Origin of the sequence: Niallia tiangongensis (genome assembly GCF_044704065.1) — a bacterium.
In the GTDB taxonomy this organism is placed as follows: Bacteria; Bacillota; Bacilli; order Bacillales; family Cytobacillaceae; genus Niallia; species Niallia tiangongensis.
On sequence record NZ_CP162613.1, the window covers coordinates 3,628,442 to 3,646,462 of the forward strand.

An 18,021-nucleotide genomic window follows, 5' to 3' on the forward strand; every position below is an offset into this window, starting at 1 on the left:
CACCACATAACAACTAAATATTACCATAAAACAGGCTTAAGTATTACAATGTATGTAAGTTAAATTATACTAATTATATCATATTGGCAATAAATAGGTTAGACAATAATATTTTTAGCTCTTGTTAACATTTCCCACGTTCTAAAGGTTATGTCATTACGTTTTCAACTATTCAAATCAATAGAAAACTCTACTTGACTTTTCACCTATAAAAATCATATAATATTATTTGTGTAAAATAGCGCAGCATATGTAAACACTTTTTGTTCTATTTTGTTCCTCAGGATTATTTCTGATGGTGTATTGTGTAACCCTTGGCTGCTAGGGCGAAGGTACAGGAAGACAAAATAAATAAGAAGACATGTTACATCTGTTTTTATTTTACCAAATAAAAACATGAAGGAGGAGTCAATTATGGCTCGTTATACAGGTCCAAGCTGGAAACTTTCTCGTCGTCTTGGTATTTCTTTAAGTGGTACAGGTAAGGAGTTAGACAAACGCCCTTACGCTCCAGGACAACATGGTCCAAACCAACGCAAAAAATTATCAGAATACGGATTACAATTACAAGAAAAACAAAAACTTCGTCACATGTATGGTGTGAACGAACGTCAATTCCGTAATCTTTTTGATATCGCAGGCAAAATGACTGGTAAGCATGGTGAAAACTTCATGATCTTATTAGAAACTCGCCTAGATAACGTTGTTTACCGTTTAGGTTTAGCTCGCACTCGTCGTCAAGCACGTCAATTAGTTAACCACGGTCACATCTTAGTTGATGGCAAACGTCTTGATATCCCATCATACCGCGTTAAAGCTGGTCAAACTATCACTTTACGTGAAAAATCTCGCAACCTTGAAGTTGTTAAAGAAGCTGTAGAAGTAAATAACTTCGTACCTGATTTCTTAACTTTCGATGCAGATAAATTAGAAGGTACATTCACTCGTTTACCAGAACGTTCTGAATTACCAGCTGAAATTAACGAAGCTCTTATCGTTGAGTTCTACTCTCGTTAATCCCTTTAGTTTGCAGAGCAATGCACAAAAATCCCTTGAAATGTTGTTACATCAACGTTTTAGGGGATTTTTTATTTTTATCTACTTTACAAAATGACGCAGGATAATACACTAAATTAGAGCCAAATGGGACCAAATAAATTGACATGCATGGTTGAATGGATTTAAAAGAAAATAGCAGTATACGCCATGTGTTGTTGGCTGACTATTGAAAAATTGATGTAGTGGTGCATCAATTTTTTGATTACAACTAGTGATATGTACCATCCTTGACATAGTTGTGGAATCAAAAAGGTTAAAGTGGTATACAAATAGGATTGATTTCAAATAAGGTAAGTAAGTTTTCCACAAACAAACCCTATTGTAGAGCAACTCTTATATTGCGTAGCAGACTAAATACAGTGCAGCAAGAGTTTTCACTTTTTAGTGAATTGGTAGAAGGGTATCCTTTAGCACACTAGGATCTATCCAGATTCAACATTGGTTGTTTGAGGTTCCGAATAAGGAGAGGTAATATCCTTATAATGGAATTTAGAAATAGTTAGAAAGGATGAAGAAAATTACAAATAAATTCAGTGTCTTTTCTTACAGATTCTTACATTGTATAATGTACTTTAATAATATAAAGAAAGGTGTGCGGAATGACATTAATTTCACTAGAAAAAGTGATGAAACAAGAAGAGAATCGTAGTGTTTTGAAGAATATAAATTTAGTTATTGAAAATACTTCCCGTATTGGGATAAAAATGTCTAGTGAAGAAAGTGCATCGCTGTTTAAGCTCATATCAGGGGAACTACTGCCTTCAAGTGGTTATATCGAAAGAGAAACAAAATCGATAGTAACAGAATATAAAGATGATGGCTTATATGACAATTTAACTGTTCAAGGCTATTAGAATATTTTTTAAAGATTGCATGTTTTCCTCACCCTTTAGAAAAATGCATTACAACGTTTTCTCTTGTGGATGTTTGGCTAACCAAAAATAAGAATTTGACAGACGATCAGAAAAAAAGGGTTAGTTTATTCCGAATATCTCTATTTTCTCCAAAGGTTCTTTTAATTGAAAACCCACTCAATAATTTAACAGGCGAAGGCATTGAACTTTATTTAAAAGCATTAGAGCATCTTCATACCAATAAAATTGCCACACTATTCACGTCTAATTCTATAGAAGATTTATTGCTTTTTAGCAGCGAGATATATCGCTATAACCGATTGAGTGGACTAGAAAAAACGTATCTTACTAATGATGCGGATTCTATCTCAGAGGAAAAAGATAAGAGTGAAAATTTCATGCCAAACAATGTCTTTAAAGTGACTTGTAAGCTAGCTGATAAGACAATTATTTTAGTCCTGATGAAATTGATTATATTGAGAGTATTAACAGTGTGAGTAATATACGCATAGATGATGAATATTTTCCAACAGACTTAACGATGAATGAACTAGAAGATAAATTACTAAAATTTGGTTTCTTCCGGTGTCACCGTTCTTATTTAGTTAATTTGCAACATGTTTCTGAATTGATTAGTTATTCTAAGAATAGTTATACATTAATTTTGAGAGGTAAACCTAATGTGAAACTCCCCCTTTCTCGAAATCGTTTGGAGGAATTGAAACAATTAATAGGGTTTTAAGGTACAGTTGAGGTTGAAATGAGTCCATTTCAACCTCTTTTTTCACATTTGGGCTTTTTTTGGTACTGTTCACCGGATATTTACGACTTTTCTACTGGTTTTCTCTAAACTAAGAATAGATGGGAAACATAAAGTTACATTGGCATTTAGACAAACTTTTTGAGTCCAACTAAACATTCATTATTAATAAAGGAGAGAAAACAAATGAAAAAGCAAATAGTGATCTACGTTGAACATTTATCTAAATAGTTCAATAATGATTCTGCCCTAAAAGATTTTAACTTTTCAGTTCGATCTGGAGGAATATTTGGATTTCTAGGACCCTCTGGTTCAGGAAAAACAACGACTATTAAAATATTGACTGGACAATTAGCACAAACCTCGGGAAGCGCAGTGGTTTTAGGAAAACCCGTTAAACAAATTAGTGAAAGTATTTATGAGCAGGGAATTGTTACAGACAATAGCGGAATATATGAAAGGCTGACCGTGTACAGCAATATGAAATTTTTCGCAAACATTTTAGGTGTTGGGAAAGATCGAATTGATTTCCTTCTAACTAGAGTTGGTTTATTTGTACACAAAGACAAAATTGCCAATAAATTATCGAAGGGAATGACCCAACGATTAGTCCTAGCAAGATCTCTTTTGCATAAGCCGAGGTACTTTTTTTAGATGAACCTACTAGCGGATTAGACCCCAGTACAGCTTTAGCCATTCATGAACTACTTACTGAACTAAAAGAGAGTGGGACAGCGATTTTCCTTACGACCCATAATATGGACGAGGCGACGAAACTTTGTGATCATGTTTCCCTTCTAAATGAGGGCATCATCGTGGAGCACGGAACTCCTAAAGCTTTAAGCCACAAGTACAATCAGAACAAAAGCTATCAGATATTATTAAAAAATGAAAAAGAGTTCACACTGCCTCACTCTGATGAAACAGGAAAAAAATAAATCAGTGGATTGCTAGTGATGAACTTGTAATGATTCATTCAAATGAACCGACATTAGAAAAAGTCTTCATAGAATTGACGGGGAGGGAATTACTTTGAAAATTTCATTAAGAAAGATAAAAGCAATCGTAGGAATGAAGTTTCAGACGTTATTAAGTAATACCGGTGTGATATTAGGCCCCATTCTTGCATTAGGGTTTGTATTTGCTATAAAAAAATAATGCCAGATTTAGATGTAAATGAGGAAGGAATTAGTTTTTCTACGAATGCATTTGTCCTTAGCTTCGGGATTGTTTTTAACATCGCAATAGCTGGTATTTCAATGAGCAGTGGCCCTTTAGCAGAAGAAAAGGAAAAAAACACTTTAAGAGTTCTAATGACATCTTCCGTAAACGGCTTAGAGTACTTGATTGGGTCTCTTCTGCCTCCATTATTTATCCTGATTCTAGTGAATATTCTCATGATTCCTGTAAGTGGTTCCTCTTTTGGAGAGGTTCAATTTGGAAGTTACTTGTTAATGACAACAATAGCTAGCTTGATCAGTCTTATAATTGGATATATTATTGGAATCCTTACGAAAAACCAAACACAAACATCTTTATATACACTGCCTATTACATTACTTTTAACATCAGTACCTGCAATAAAACAGTTTCAAGAGGATTTGTCCGCAATTCTAGACTACAGTTATACAGGTGTGTTAACAAACTTTGCAAACAGCATATATTCTGAGACTGGATATCAATGGAATCTAACTGATATTAGTGTTCTCTTCGGTTGGTTCATTATTTCTTTCGTTATCTTTGTTTATGCTTACAAGAAAAATGGATTAGATAGTTAACACTGTAAGTAAAAAATCGAAAATACATTATTTAATTCTAATAGGTAGAAATGAATGGGCCAGTAGAATTATTTATTAATTGTAGGAGAAATTAGATTTTAAATAGTTTAAAAAGTTTTCATAAGGAGTGATAAATGATGTTTAGTAAAAAAGATGATAAACGTTTTGATGAAAAATTGATACAAAATTATCAGCAGGGTAGTCTAATATCCATATGGGTTGATCGTCAAACAGGTGTTAACTATTTATACACATGGAGTGCGCAAGGATGCACTCTTACACCTTTATTAGACGAGAATGGTGAAGTAATAGTGGAGCCTAATTAATCATTTTTACCTTAGAGCAATCTTCTTTAAGAATGATTGCTCTGTATCAACTTAAAACAATCGAAAGTACGAAAATTAATATCATTATCCACTTTTTCATGATATTATCTTCATCACTAAAGAAAGCAGATTAATACCTAATCTGCTCAGATTTCCTTATGGAATCAAGGGTTATTATTAGCGAAGATGCTGAAAAAGATCCTTTTAATCTTTTTATCCTACTCTTTTATTAAAAGTCTCTTTCTTCTCCCAATGGAAAAAGCAGTTCTCCCCAATCAATCTTCTCTTTTTTTCGCGGTCTTCTCACGAGGATATTATTAATATAAAGTCCTTCCTCATAAAAAAATGTTGCTACTTGAACTTGATGAAAAAACGGAAAGAACAATTCTTTTATTTTGATCTCTAAGTCTCTTGTATATTTAATGTTTGGCAGACTAATTTGAATAACCGTTTTTTCACGCTTTTGTTCATACACTAGCCAGTATTCATGGACTACCTGACAAATTATCTTTTGAAATTCCAAATCGTTCTTTTCAGATGTATAGCTCTCCCTATCTCCTAAAACCCTTTGATTCTTGAATAACTCTATGACTCCCTCATTTTGAACACCCAGACTCCACTCTGGCGAAACGAGATCACCAGTTAAGATTGTCGGAAAGACATCCATTCGATCCTCCACTTTCATCTGTTTATTTATATAATTTATTATCGCAAAATAAGAGGACTGAATATCCCGACGTTTTACTTTTGTTACTATTTGATCGTATATTTCTTGGCGCAAATTGGTTAGAGTAACAACATTATTTTTCCATCTTACTTTATCAAAAAGCATTTGAAATTCAGGTATTACATAACTGCTATCAAAATGACTTAAAGGGTACTGGAAAGCTATGGAGTAATGATCTTTTTCATAATACTTCATCATAAACATCCGCATTACTATATACTCTAAAAAAGGAGACGGTACATTTAATACTTCACTGTTTAATTTCATGGATTTCACAGGAGAAGTAAGTCTATTCTACATCTTCCCGTTTCTCCCTCCTTTAATTATTTGTTTATGTCTATAAGTATAAAGCATTTTATAGGATAAACAGATTGCAATTGGAAGAAAATATAACTCTTTCACATTTTAGACAATATATTGTAACAAAATGTTGCCATTAAAAAAAAGGAATCGCGAAGAAAGCTTCTTCACCATTCCATCCTCAGCTTGAATATACAGCACCCTCTCTTTCATTAAAAAATGCCCCAAATTTCTTCCTTTTGGGGCATTCTCCTTTAAAACTTAATTAAATAATATTTTTTCTTCCCGCGTCGAATTACAGTAAACTGTCCTTCAATACGATCTTCGTCTGTCAAAACACAATCTAATGCCTGTTTCCGTTCCCCATTGATATAGACAGCACCATTGGTTATATCTTCGCGCGATTGTCTTTTAGAGGATACAATCCCTGCTGCAACAAGTAAATCAACAAGAAGCGCTTCTCCTTCTGTATGCTCATAGGTTGGCACATCTTTAAAGCCTTGCTTAATTTCTTCTGCTGTTAAGTTTTTAATATCTCCACTAAACAATGCTGCAGTTATTTTTTGCGCCTGTTCAAGTGCTGCTTCGCCGTGAATTAATTTTGTCATTTCTTCTGCTAATGTTTTTTGCGCTTTACGCAGATGCGCTTCTTCTTGTACAGAGTTTTCTAATGATTCAATTTCTTCCTTCGAAAGGAAAGTAAAGAATTTTAGATATTTAATTACATCTGCATCCGCTGTGTTAATCCAAAATTGATAAAACTCATATGGTGTTGTTTTTTCAGGATCTAACCAAACAGCCCCACTTTCTGTTTTCCCGAACTTTGTACCATCTGCTTTTGTTACAAGAGGAATCGTTAATCCATATGCTTTTGCACCTTCTGGCATATTTTTTCTAATTAATTCTAATCCAGTTGTAATATTTCCCCATTGGTCACTGCCGCCGATTTGCAATTTACAATCATGCTTTTCATATAAATGTAAAAAGTCTAACGCTTGTAAAATCGTATACGTGAATTCCGTAAAGGAAATTCCTGTTTCTAAACGATTCGCAATCGTATCTTTTGCTAGCATATAATTAATACCAATATGCTTTCCATAATCACGCAGGAATGTTACAATATCCATTTTCCCTGCCCAGTCATAGTTATTCACCATCACTGCACCATTCGTTCCATCAAAATCAAAGATTCTTTCTAATTGTGCTTGCAAGCATTTCACATTATGTCCGATTACATCTAATGTTTGCAGCTTTCTTTCTTCACTTTTTCCACTCGGGTCCCCGATTAAACCAGTAGCACCACCCACTAATACAATCGGGCGATGACCAGCATTTTGGAAACGTCTTAATGTTAGAAACGGCAATAAATGTCCAATGTGCATACTGTCAGCAGTCGGATCTACTCCACAGTACAAACTAGTCATTCCTTTTGCTAATTGTTCTTTCAAGCCTTCTTCATCTGTCTGTTGATAAATAATCCCTCTCCATTGAAGATCTTCTAATAAGTTCATCTATATTCCTCCATTAATAATAGTAGTGTTCTTATCATATTTTTTCGTTATTGGTTAAAAATAAACGCAAAAAAGTCCCCGCATATATAAATGCAGGGACGCCAAATTAGCGCGGTACCACCCAAACTTGAGAAAAATAGATTCTCCACTTCATTTAGAATAACGGTTCATGCCGTTCACTGCTACTAATTAGTATAACTTTCCCAGTGAAAGCTCCAGGAGGTAATTCATCCTTTTATTTATACCATTTTACACCGACCAATGGCTCTCTGTTAATAGTGATAAAAGAACTACTTCTTCCCTTCAAAGCAATAACGAATCAATATATAGTTAGCTTATTTTTACCATAAAAAAGCTGTTAATGTCAAACAATTATTCGAAAAAACAGGAAAAATATCGAACTCTGTCTATATTCCCCTCTTCTTTATGCTATAATGTATGTGATTTTAGGGGGAATGATACCATGAATGAAAGGCCGAAGTGGAAAAATGCATTAAACCATTTTACAAACTTCTTCACCAATAAAAGAACACTAAAAGGAGCACGTGTAACCTATGAGGTAACATGGAATGTTACCTTGCTATTTATCATTATTATCGTGATAGGTGGTGCTTTTGGGCTCGGAATTGGTGCAGGCTACTTTGCATCACTTGTTAAGGATGAGCCAATCCGTCCTTATGCCTCAATGCAAAAAGAAATCTACAATTATGAAGAAACATCCGAATTATACTTTGCCAACAATGATTTTCTAGGGAAGGTTCCTACTGACCTTGAAAGGGAAGAAGTAAAAATTGAAGATGTTTCACCATATTTAAAGGATGCCGTTATTGCTACAGAGGATGAAAATTTCTATACACATAACGGAGTAGTCCCAAAAGCAATTTTCCGTGCATTATTTCAAGAAGTTGCTAACACTTCCACTCAATCAGGAGGAAGTACGTTAACACAACAATTGATAAAAAATCAAATCTTAACAAATGAAGTGTCTTTTGAACGAAAAGCAAAGGAAATATTACTTGCGCTGAGGCTAGAGAAATTTTTTGAAAAAGATGAAATATTAGAAGCATACTTAAATGTTTCAACTTTTGGAAGAAATTCTTCTGGAAGAAATATTGCTGGTGTACAATCAGCAGCTAACGGTATCTTTGGAGTTGAGGCTAAAGACTTAACTTTGCCGCAGGCTGCATTTATTGCAGGACTCCCGCAAAGTCCATTTGGTTATACTCCTTTTACCCAGGAAGGAAAGCTGAAAAAGGACTTAGATCCTGGATTAAACCGGATGAAAACTGTTTTGAACAGAATGTATGATCAAGAAAAAATCTCTAAAAAAGATTATGAGGCAGCAATAGCATATGATATAACCAAAGATTTTATCGGTCCTAAAAAAAGCCCGATTGAAGACTATCCAGCAGTAACCATTGAGATACAACAAAGAAGTATAGAAATTATTGCTGAGCTGTTAGCAAAAGAAGACGGATATACAAAAGAAGACTTACAAGCAGATGACATATTAGCAGAACAGTACAATATAATTGCTGACCGTCAAATCCATCAAAACGGCTATAAAATTCATAGTACCATCAACAAAGAAATTTATGATATTCAACAAAAGACAGTTAAAAATTATTCACTTTTTGGGCCAGATAAGCCGCAACAAGTAACTGATCCAGAAACAAAGGAAAAGATTACGATAATGGAACCTGTAGAAACTGGAGCAATTCTGATAGAAAACAAGACTGGTGCTATTTTAAGCTTTGTTGGAGGGCGTGATTATACCAGAGAAGCAACAAACCATGCTACAAATAGTGTAAGATCAAATGGTTCAACAATGAAACCACTATTAGTATATGCTCCAGCTATTGAGCTTGGAACACTATCACCTGGGAGTGTTTTACCAGATGTTCCATTAAAATTAAACCCTAGTGCTCCAGGGAATGTTTGGCCAAACAACTATGATTCAAGATTTCACGGTTTAGTAACGGCAAGATATGCATTACAACAATCATATAATGTCCCAGCAGTAAAAGCATATGTTGATATCCTGCCACAAAACCCAATGAAATTCTTAGAAAAAATGGGTATTTCTTCATTAGCTCCCGCTGACTATTCAAACAGATCCGCGGCTATTGGCGGAATTGAGGTTGGAGTAACAGTTGAAGAAAATTCCAATGCTTATTCGACCTTTGCTAATAATGGCAAATTTATTGATGCCTATATGATTGAGAAAATTGAAGATAAAAATGGTAATGTTATTTATCAACATGAAGTTAAACCTGTCGATGTATTTAGTCCACAAACTGCATACTTAACATTAGATATGATGAGAGATGTCATGAATCGCGGAACAGCTGCTTCTGTTAACAGCCGCCTAAAATTTAATTCTGACTGGGCTGGTAAGACAGGAACTGCGCAAGATTTTAAGGATTCTTGGTTAGTTGCGACAAATCCAAATGTAACATTTGGGGTTTGGACTGGTTATGATACACCAAAATCTTTACAAACTAGTTCGCTGCCTTCTTATAGTAACCGAACTAACTATTTGTGGGCAGACTTACTGAACGCAGCTTATGATGTTGCTCCTGAGCTTGTAGATCCTTCAGAAAGCTTTAAAATGCCTGGTGGAATCGTAAGACAATCTGTGTGTTCCATTTCTGGACTATTACCTTCTGAGGGATGCTCAAAAGCTGGGTTAGTTACTACCGATTTATTTAAATCTGGTACAGTTCCATCCAAAAGGGATGATAGCTTAGTAGCAGGAAAGTATGTACAAATTAACAATAAAAAATACATGGCCTTAGATTCAACACCAAGTGAATTTTCCGAAGAAGGATTAATGCTAAATCCTGATTACATTGAAAAATTATTTGGAATACGCATTAGTGATCCAAGTATCCTAAGCGAAAATAATCCAAAGCTGAAGAATCTTATCATTCCAAATAATAAGATTGAAGACAACGGTAAGATACCTAGTGCATTGAAAATAAGTCATAAAGGCGACACGATTACATGGAATAAACATAATGAAAAAGATGTTATTGGCTATCATGTATATAAGGATGGGAAAAAAGTAAAAAGCATAAAAGCAGAAAATACATTGAGCTTTAAAGCAGGAAATGGAACCTTTATCGTCAAGGCTGTTGATATCGCTGGGAAAGAATCACAAGCATCAAATGAAATTGTTATAGGAAAAGTGCAAGAAGAAAAGTCCGACAATCAAAAAGAAAATAGTGAAGAAAAAACGAAACAAGAGCACCAACAAAACAATGCAGAACAAACCAAGGATGATGGCTAATTAGAGAAAGAGAATAATTAAAGCATATTTGAAGATGCTGGGAGATAAGCATTTCAACTAATAATAAACACGAACATTTATGTGACGCAGATCCATTTTTTGTTCGTGTTTTTGTCTTAAAAAGAAGGTTTCAAAAAGTCTGTTCCTATTACCCGCAGTCTGAATGACTTCGCTTTCCATGGGGCGAGCGCCGAGCCGCTTCGTCACTGCGTTCCTGCAGGTTCTCGGACTTTCTCGTAGCTCCCATAGGAGTCTACGTGTATTCAGACTGCTCAGTTCTTCCATATAATTAAATTTTTCTATTAAAAAAATTCTAGAAAAGACTTTAAAAAACGAAGTGGAATGGAGCGGAGGACACTCGACTTCTGCGGGAAATAGAAGACGCTTTAGACCCCGCAGCGCAGCGAGTTATAATGAACGAAACTAGCCCCTTACACGTAAATTCGTAGGTTAATTTGGGAATATTGTTTAGTGAACCAAAACAAAAACCAAATCAGAGCTACATTACGGAAGGAGCTAGTTATATTATGAAGAATACCACAAAATATGTAGGTTTAGACGTATCAAAAGAAAAAATTGCAGTGGCAATTGCGGAGGAAGGAAGAGAAGAACCAAGATACTATGGGGTCATTCCTCATACACCAGAAGCGATTAGAAAACTAGTAAAAAAACTTGGACAACCTGAAACTATTAGAATGTGTTATGAAGCAGGTCCCACTGGATACCCTTTATATCGGTTATTATCTTCCTTACATGTTCATTGTGAAGTGATTGCCCCTACTTTAATTCCGACAAGACCTGGAGATCGAATTAAAACAGATCGAAGAGACTCCATTCGTCTCGCCCAGCTTTATCGCGCAAATGAATTATCTTCGATTTATGTTCCCACTCCAGATGATGAAGCACTTCGAGATTTAGTAAGAGCAAGGGAAGATGCCAAGGAGGATGAGCTAAGAGCGAAGCATCGGTTAAGTAAGTTTTTATTGCGTAATGATATCCACCCACCTAAAGGTGTTAATAAATGGACAAAAAAATATCGTGAATGGTTAAATACGTTGAAGTTTGAAAGTTCCACTTTACGATTAGTCTTTCAAGAATACTATCATCAATTGAAAGAATTAGAACAACGAGTAAAAAGATATGAAATGGAAATGAACATGCATGCCCAAGAAGGAGTTCATGCGCCTATCGTTCAAACTTTACAAGGGCTGCGAGGGATTGCCCTTGTCACCGCGACCAGTATTGCCGCAGAAATTGGTTCTTTTAGACGCTTTTCTACTCCTAAAGGACTGATGGGATACGTCGGTTTAATTCCAAGTGAATACTCAAGTGGGGAAAAAAGGCGGCAGGGGGCCATTACGAAAACAGGGAATCGTCATGTCCGCAGATTGTTAATAGAAGCCGCCTGGAGTTATTTGTATCAACCAGCAGTCAGGGGAGAATTAAAAAAGCGTTTAGAACACTTACCGCCAACGATTCACTCTATTTCTTGGGAAGCGCAGAACCGTCTTCATAAAAAGTACTTTCGATTAGTTTCTAAAGGAAAAGAAAAGAATAAAGCGATTGTCGCGGTAGCAAGAGAATTAGCAGGTTTTATTTGGGCAATTGGACAAGAAGTACAAGAAGTATAGAACTTTAGTTAGGGTTAGTTTTTGAAAAATATAGTCGGATAGGTAGGACGGGAAGAAAAATACTAGATACTTGAGAACAGGGCTCGGAGGCAAAAAAATACCGGGAAGGATAATCCACGTGCCTCCTCTGTGCTAGCCGAAATAGGTGAACGCACGCCGCGAGTTAGTGGCTAGGCCTTTATACGGAAAAATAAAATGTGTAAATCCACGAATATCAGAATGCTAAACCGCAGTCATTAGATTTTTGCCTTCGTGCCGTGTTCTTACTATCTATTCAAATAACCTTTATAGGAGGTGTCAGTTAATGGATTATCCCTTCCTTAGCTTTTAGCAGTGTCTCCTAACTTAGAATTACCGTCAAGGAAAGCACTTGACCGCAATTCTAAGTTAGGAAGTTAGGTTGGTAAGCTAAAGAAGGAGACTATTTAGCCAAATTTGGCTAAAACCCATACAAAAAAAGAAGCTCGAAAATTAGCTTCTTTACTTAAAGTTGCCTTAAAATACCTAAAAACGAATGGTGTAGTGGGAACCTTGACAGTTTCGTTCATATCAGGAGGCTCAGCTTCCTCCACGGCGCATCGAGCGTCTGTAGCGCAATGGAACGACTTAGTTTTACACTTGACTATATTTAAAAACATAGATAACCATCATGAGAAAGTAGCTTTATTTAAGAGCAAAATTAGAAATTGTTCGTCTTTAAAGATTAGTTTTATTTAGTTTTGTCCCAGCCTCTTCTTTTTAGCCTTATTACAAACACCTTCCCAAAACCTTAATCTTTTTCCTATACAAAAAACCAAAGCTAGAATTTTCTCCAGCTTTGGTTTTTAATAAATCATTATTTTGTTGATTTACGAGATTCAATACGGTGTGGAAGCGTTACAATATGATCTTCTACCGTTTCTTTATTCATATATTTTGTCAGCAATCTCATTGCTACTGCCCCTATATCATATAAAGGCTGTACAACAGTTGTTAGTTGCGGACGGACCATTAATGTTAATTTTGTATTATCAGATGTCACAATTTCAAAATCTTCCGGAACTTTATATCCCTTATCTTCTGCTCCATGAATAACCCCTAAAGCCATTTCATCTGAACCAACAAAGATAGCGGTTGGTTTATTATCAATTTCCATTAATTTATCAAAAGATTCCATACCAGATTCATAGGTATAATCTCCTTCAATTACTAAATCTTCATTATAAGCGATTCCAGCAGCCTCTAATGCCTTCTTATAACCGCCTAATTTCTCATTTTTATTAATTGGCTCTTCTAAGAACCCAAGGACAATTGCGATTGACTTATGTCCTTTCTCAACAAAGCTAGTAACCACATCATATGCAGCCTGAGCATAATCAATGTTAACAGAAGAAATCTTTTTGCTCTCTTCTATACTAGCAGCAAGAACTATTGGCACAGGTGACTTCTCAAACTCATTAACATGCTCCTCTGTTATATTACCACCCATAAATACAATACCATCCACTTGTTTTCCTAACATCGTGTTTAATAAGTGTAGCTCTTTATCTTTATTTTGGTCGGAGTTACTTAAGATAATATTATATTTATACATTGTAGCAATATCCTCAATCCCTCTAGCTAATTCTGCATAGAAGGTACTTGATATATCTGGAATAATTACTCCAACAGTTGTTGTTTTCTTACTTGCAAGCCCTCTTGCTACTGCATTAGGACGATATCCTAATCGATCTATAACTTCTAGAACCTTTTTTCTTGTTGTTGGCTTTACGTTCGGGTTTCCATTAACAACACGGGAAACGGTTGCCATGGAAACACTCGCTTCTCTTGCAACGTCATATATTGTTATATTCATTGTTATTTTGCACTCCTTTTAGTCGATCTAATTTCTTTCTATTATTTTACGGCAAGAAGCTACTTCCTAATCATAAACGATTTTCATTTTAGCTAATCTTGTCTAATTATGTACTAATGATACGATATCGTCGTAAAAGCTGCAATGACAAGCTTTCATTTTTTTTCAAAAAAACGACTTTTTTTCATCATTAAGCTAAAAAACCTCTAATTTGAGCATTCTTCCATTCAGTTTACCATAAAACGTAGAAAAACATAAATGAATTTGTCATATTAGTGTATAAGATACAATTTATTAAATAATGTTGTATTTTTAATATAAAAAACCCCGTAAATGTTAGTAGAGTGCCTAACATTTACGGGGCAGTTCCAAATAGAAGCTTTTTATATAAATATTATGCTTTTACAAATGGTGTAGATTGTATTGCTCGGTAAAATTCATCGAATTGTCCGATGTCCATTTGCTGTGCGGAATCAGATAACGCTACAGCAGGATCAGGATGAACCTCTGCCATTACACCATCTGCTCCAATTGCTAAAGCTGCCTTTGCACATGGTAATAATAGATCTTTTCTTCCTGTCGAATGGGTAACATCAACAAATACTGGTAGATGCGTTTCCTGTTTTAAAATAGGAACAGCAGAAATATCTAATGTATTTCTTGTCGCACGCTCATACGTACGAATTCCACGTTCACAAAGGATAATTTGGTCATTTCCTTGGGACATTATATATTCTGCAGCATTTATAAATTCTTCTATCGTTGCTGCTAATCCACGTTTTAATAGAATCGGTTTTTTCACACTTCCAGCAGCTTTTAATAATTCAAAGTTTTGCATATTACGTGCACCAATTTGAATGACATCAATATACTCTAATGCCGTTTCAATATGTTCCGTACTGACAATCTCACTTATTACGGCTAGATCATATTCATCAGCGACTCTTTTTAATATTTTCAAACCTTCTACGCCAAGACCTTGGAAATCATAAGGAGATGTTCTCGGCTTAAACGCACCTCCACGAAGAAGCTTTAGCCCTTTTGCTTGAACCGATGCAGCAACTTGAGCCACTTGCTCATAAGACTCAACTGAACAAGGACCAAACACAAATTTTGGCGTACCATCACCAATTTTTGTTCCTTTAATATCAACAATTGTATCCTCTGCCTTTTTCTTGCGGGATACTAATAATGCTTTGCTATCATCTTCTTGTTGTAATTGTAAGCCCATTTTAAAAATTTGCTTAAATAAATGAGAAATAGTTGCATTATCAAATGGGCCATCATTTTTATTTAAAATATGATCAAGCATTTTTCTTTCACGTACTGGATCATATCGATGTGCACCATGGGTAACTTTTGTTTGCGCAATTTTTTGAACAAGGCTTGCACGTTCATTAATTTTTTCTAAAATTTCTAAGTTTAACTCATCTACACGATTACGTAATTCTTCCAATTCCTTATTACTCACAATCATCCTCATCCCTTCATTAAAAAAGACCAAAACCGTATAATTCAATTATACAATTCGCCTAGATTCTTTATACAAATATAAAAATATGTTACATTTCTCTTAATTGGATTAATTATAAATCATATTTATCGCCTTGTCACTATTTTTCTTTAATAATTAAACGCTTTTAAGCGTTAAAGCGTTTAATTGATAAGTTAATAAATGATTAGGCATTGAACAAGGGTCTATATTTAAATAAAAAAGAAGGTGTTTTTCTGTGCAAAATAATGAAAAACTATTTGCATTAGATATTGGTACTCGCTCCGTTGTGGGAATTATCTTAGAAAAAAAAGAGGATAATTATCATGTTTCTGACCTTTTAGCCATTGAACATACAGAAAGAGCAATGTTGGATGGTCAAATTCATGACGTATTAGCCGTATCAAAAATTATTAAAGAGATAAAAAATCAATTAGAAATAAAACATGGACCTTTGGAAAAAGTTAGTGTTGCAGCTGCTGGAAGAGCATTAAAGACAGAACGTGCATCTTATGAAATGAACATAGAAAGAAAACCGCTAATTACGAAAGAAGATATATTACATATGGAATTAACTGCAGTCCAGCAAGCTCAAAGCTCTGTCGCAGAAAAAAACGAGCGTGATAAAGGTCAATTTTATTACTGTGTTGGCTATTCGGTTCTTCACTATTCTCTAGATGATCAAGAGATGGGTAACTTAATCGACCAGCAAGGTTTAATTGCAAAGGTAGAAATCATCGCTACATTTTTACCTAAGGTTGTTGTGGAATCACTGATAGCAGCCTTGCATCGAGCAAATTTAGAAATGCAAGCTTTAACGCTAGAACCAATTGCAGCCATCAATGTACTTATTCCCCCTTCTATGAGAAGGTTAAATGTTGCTTTAGTAGACATTGGTGCTGGAACATCCGATATCGCAATTACTGATTCTGGTACGGTAATTGCCTATGGAATGGTCCCTGTTGCTGGAGATGAAATAACCGAGGCACTAAGTGATGCATACTTATTAGACTTTCCACTGGCAGAGAAGGCAAAAAGAGAATTATCCCAAAATGATCATATTTCGATTTCAGATATCCTTGGATTTACGACTGAATTGCATAAAGAGGAGGTCATTAAAGAAATTGAGCCAGCACTAGATAAATTGGCTGATACAATCTGTAGGGAAATTCTTTCGTTAAATAATCACAAATCACCGAAAGCAGTAATGCTTGTCGGCGGCGGAAGCCAAACTCCGGCATTACAGCTAAAAATTGCAGAAATGCTAAATTTGCCTGCTAATCGAGTTGCGATTCGAGGAATCGACGCTATCACCCAACTAACCTTTGAAGAGTCCTTCAACTTTGGGCCAGAACTTGTAACACCTATCGGCATCGCTATCACTGCTGAAAAATCACCAGTCCAATATAAAACGGTTTATATTAATGAACAACCTGTCAGATTATTTGAAGTAAATAAATTAACCGTTGGAGATTGTATTTTGGCATCGGGCATAAAAATGAACCAGCTATATGGAAAACCAGGCAATGCAATGATTGTGACTATAAATAAACAAAAAATAACCATTCCAGGAAGTCATGGCAAAGGACCGACTATTTTAAGAAAAGGAATGCCCTGCTCATTAGAAGATACCGTGGAGGATGGAGAATCATTAACGGTTTACCGTGGAAAAGATGGAGAACAAGCAATTGTTCAAATAAAGGACTTAATTGATACAGCATCAGACAAAAATATTATTATTAATCATAAAAGCTATACGATTCATTCAAAGATTATTTGCAATGGAGTAGCCATTTCAAATGATTACCAAATAGAAGATAAAGATATTATCGTATATCACGCAGATACTACGATTCACGAGGCATTAAAATCACTGCATTTAACCCATCTTATTGATGAGCTTCAGCCATTCCAACTCTTAATAAATGGAAAAGAAACGATCCTTCCTGCTTTCTCTGGAAAAATCATAAAGAATGGGTTGCCTTGCCGTTTAAGTCAGCTTTTTGAACACAATGATCAAATTATATTAGAAAAAAGAATAACACCAACCGTTCAAGAATTGACAGAAAGAAAACAAATTTTAATGTACCAAGTACTTCCTGTCTATTTTAATGATCAAAAAATAACCCTTACAAAACAATTAGCACAAATAAAAAGAAAAGGACAAATACTTCAACTGGATGACCTTTTATACAGCGGAGATGACATTAGAATAGAGCAAAAACCATTTGAAGGCTTTTTATTTCAAGACCTATTCGCTTTCGTGAATATTAATATGCCTCAAAATGGCGGAGGAACTTTTCAGCTCTTACGAAATGGAGAACGTGCAACCTTTTTAACCCCTATAAAAAAAGACGATAAGTTATCAATTGTTTGGCCTGTTAAACCAGGAAGTCCGACTATAAGCAAATAAAATTATGTAGGTTATTTAAAATTAAAAAAGGAAGTCAGAACACC

Annotated in this window: 16 protein-coding genes and 1 other annotated feature; of the genes, 12 read left to right on the plus strand and 4 right to left on the minus strand. The window is 35.1% G+C overall.

Going from position 1 to position 18,021, the window contains the following annotated elements; all coding sequences use genetic code 11:
• Window positions 1-414: 414 nt before the first annotated feature.
• The 9 genes from rpsD to AB3U99_RS17445 all read left to right on the plus strand — a co-directional run bounded on the left by rpsD (window position 415) and on the right by AB3U99_RS17445 (window position 4,777).
• Window positions 415-1,017: a 30S ribosomal protein S4 gene (gene rpsD, locus AB3U99_RS17405; RefSeq protein WP_095332421.1), complete on the plus strand. Its 603-nt coding sequence runs from the start codon at window positions 415-417 to the stop codon at window positions 1,015-1,017.
• A gap of 641 nt (window positions 1,018-1,658) precedes the next feature.
• Window positions 1,659-1,913 (plus strand): hypothetical protein, encoded by a 255-nt coding sequence (locus AB3U99_RS17410; RefSeq protein WP_400242811.1) that lies wholly within the window; start codon window positions 1,659-1,661, stop codon window positions 1,911-1,913.
• A gap of 65 nt (window positions 1,914-1,978) precedes the next feature.
• Window positions 1,979-2,410, plus strand: coding sequence for an ABC transporter ATP-binding protein (locus tag AB3U99_RS17415; RefSeq protein WP_400242813.1), 432 nt, complete (start codon window positions 1,979-1,981; stop codon window positions 2,408-2,410).
• Window positions 2,407-2,655, plus strand: coding sequence for a LytTR family DNA-binding domain-containing protein (locus tag AB3U99_RS17420; RefSeq protein WP_400242814.1), 249 nt, complete (start codon window positions 2,407-2,409; stop codon window positions 2,653-2,655). The genes AB3U99_RS17415 and AB3U99_RS17420 overlap by 4 nt, the downstream gene beginning before the upstream one ends.
• 303 nt (window positions 2,656-2,958) lie before the next feature.
• The gene (locus AB3U99_RS17425; RefSeq protein ID WP_400248107.1) at window positions 2,959-3,327 is read left to right on the plus strand and encodes an ATP-binding cassette domain-containing protein; all 369 of its coding nucleotides are present in this window, start codon (window positions 2,959-2,961) and stop codon (window positions 3,325-3,327) included.
• A gap of 41 nt (window positions 3,328-3,368) precedes the next feature.
• Window positions 3,369-3,611, plus strand: a complete 243-nt coding sequence (locus AB3U99_RS17430; RefSeq protein WP_400248108.1) for a hypothetical protein — start codon at window positions 3,369-3,371, stop codon at window positions 3,609-3,611.
• A gap of 94 nt (window positions 3,612-3,705) precedes the next feature.
• On the plus strand, window positions 3,706-3,831 hold the full coding sequence (locus tag AB3U99_RS17435; RefSeq protein WP_400242816.1) for a hypothetical protein: 126 nt from the start codon (window positions 3,706-3,708) through the stop codon (window positions 3,829-3,831).
• The gene (locus AB3U99_RS17440; RefSeq protein ID WP_400242818.1) at window positions 3,831-4,451 is read left to right on the plus strand and encodes an ABC transporter permease; all 621 of its coding nucleotides are present in this window, start codon (window positions 3,831-3,833) and stop codon (window positions 4,449-4,451) included. Before AB3U99_RS17435 ends, AB3U99_RS17440 begins: the two co-directional genes overlap by 1 nt.
• A 134-nt stretch (window positions 4,452-4,585) precedes the next feature.
• A complete protein-coding gene (locus AB3U99_RS17445; RefSeq protein WP_400242819.1) occupies window positions 4,586-4,777 on the plus strand; it encodes a DUF6440 family protein in 192 nt (63 codons plus the stop codon).
• A gap of 229 nt (window positions 4,778-5,006) precedes the next feature.
• Here the strand turns inward: AB3U99_RS17445 and AB3U99_RS17450 are convergent, their stop codons facing one another.
• Both AB3U99_RS17450 and tyrS read right to left on the minus strand, forming a co-directional pair.
• On the minus strand, window positions 5,007-5,771 hold the full coding sequence (locus tag AB3U99_RS17450; protein WP_400242820.1) for a hypothetical protein: 765 nt from the start codon (window positions 5,769-5,771) through the stop codon (window positions 5,007-5,009).
• Window positions 5,772-6,058: 287 nt separating this feature from the next.
• Window positions 6,059-7,315, minus strand: coding sequence for a tyrosine--tRNA ligase (tyrS, locus tag AB3U99_RS17455; RefSeq protein ID WP_400242822.1), 1,257 nt, complete (start codon window positions 7,313-7,315; stop codon window positions 6,059-6,061).
• Window positions 7,316-7,406: 91 nt separating this feature from the next.
• Window positions 7,407-7,631: a binding site (T-box leader), on the minus strand.
• Window positions 7,632-7,778: 147 nt separating this feature from the next.
• Between tyrS and AB3U99_RS17460 the strand changes: the two genes are divergently transcribed.
• Together AB3U99_RS17460 and AB3U99_RS17465 are read left to right on the plus strand one after the other, a co-directional pair.
• The gene (locus AB3U99_RS17460; RefSeq protein ID WP_400242824.1) at window positions 7,779-10,607 is read left to right on the plus strand and encodes a transglycosylase domain-containing protein; all 2,829 of its coding nucleotides are present in this window, start codon (window positions 7,779-7,781) and stop codon (window positions 10,605-10,607) included.
• A 527-nt stretch (window positions 10,608-11,134) separates the two neighbouring features.
• A complete protein-coding gene (locus AB3U99_RS17465) occupies window positions 11,135-12,238 on the plus strand; it encodes an IS110 family transposase (RefSeq protein WP_400242826.1) in 1,104 nt (367 codons plus the stop codon).
• Window positions 12,239-13,073: 835 nt separating this feature from the next.
• Here the strand turns inward: AB3U99_RS17465 and ccpA are convergent.
• Window positions 13,074-14,072 (minus strand): catabolite control protein A, encoded by a 999-nt coding sequence (gene ccpA / locus AB3U99_RS17470; protein ID WP_400242827.1) that lies wholly within the window; start codon window positions 14,070-14,072, stop codon window positions 13,074-13,076.
• A 394-nt stretch (window positions 14,073-14,466) separates the two neighbouring features.
• Window positions 14,467-15,543, minus strand: coding sequence for a bifunctional 3-deoxy-7-phosphoheptulonate synthase/chorismate mutase (locus tag AB3U99_RS17475; protein ID WP_400248109.1), 1,077 nt, complete (start codon window positions 15,541-15,543; stop codon window positions 14,467-14,469).
• Between the two features lie 259 nt (window positions 15,544-15,802).
• On the opposite strand from AB3U99_RS17475, the gene pilM reads away from it, so the two are divergent.
• Complete coding sequence (pilM, locus tag AB3U99_RS17480; RefSeq protein WP_400242828.1) at window positions 15,803-17,977, plus strand: pilus assembly protein PilM; 2,175 nt, start codon at window positions 15,803-15,805, stop codon at window positions 17,975-17,977.
• Window positions 17,978-18,021: the final 44 nt, after the last annotated feature.

Excerpts from the sequence above, each read along its gene's own strand:
- rpsD (WP_095332421.1), top strand. The coding sequence starts at position 415 with ATGGCTCGTTATACAGGTCCAAGCTGGAAACTTTCTCGTCGTCTTGGT.
- AB3U99_RS17410 (WP_400242811.1), top strand. The coding sequence starts at position 1,659 with ATGACATTAATTTCACTAGAAAAAGTGATGAAACAAGAAGAGAATCGT.
- AB3U99_RS17440 (WP_400242818.1), top strand. The coding sequence starts at position 3,831 with ATGCCAGATTTAGATGTAAATGAGGAAGGAATTAGTTTTTCTACGAAT.
- AB3U99_RS17445 (WP_400242819.1), top strand. The coding sequence starts at position 4,586 with ATGATGTTTAGTAAAAAAGATGATAAACGTTTTGATGAAAAATTGATA.
- AB3U99_RS17450 (WP_400242820.1), bottom strand. The coding sequence starts at position 5,771 with ATGAAATTAAACAGTGAAGTATTAAATGTACCGTCTCCTTTTTTAGAG.
- tyrS (WP_400242822.1), bottom strand. The coding sequence starts at position 7,315 with ATGAACTTATTAGAAGATCTTCAATGGAGAGGGATTATTTATCAACAG.
- AB3U99_RS17460 (WP_400242824.1), top strand. The coding sequence starts at position 7,779 with ATGAATGAAAGGCCGAAGTGGAAAAATGCATTAAACCATTTTACAAAC.
- AB3U99_RS17465 (WP_400242826.1), top strand. The coding sequence starts at position 11,135 with ATGAAGAATACCACAAAATATGTAGGTTTAGACGTATCAAAAGAAAAA.
- ccpA (WP_400242827.1), bottom strand. The coding sequence starts at position 14,072 with ATGAATATAACAATATATGACGTTGCAAGAGAAGCGAGTGTTTCCATG.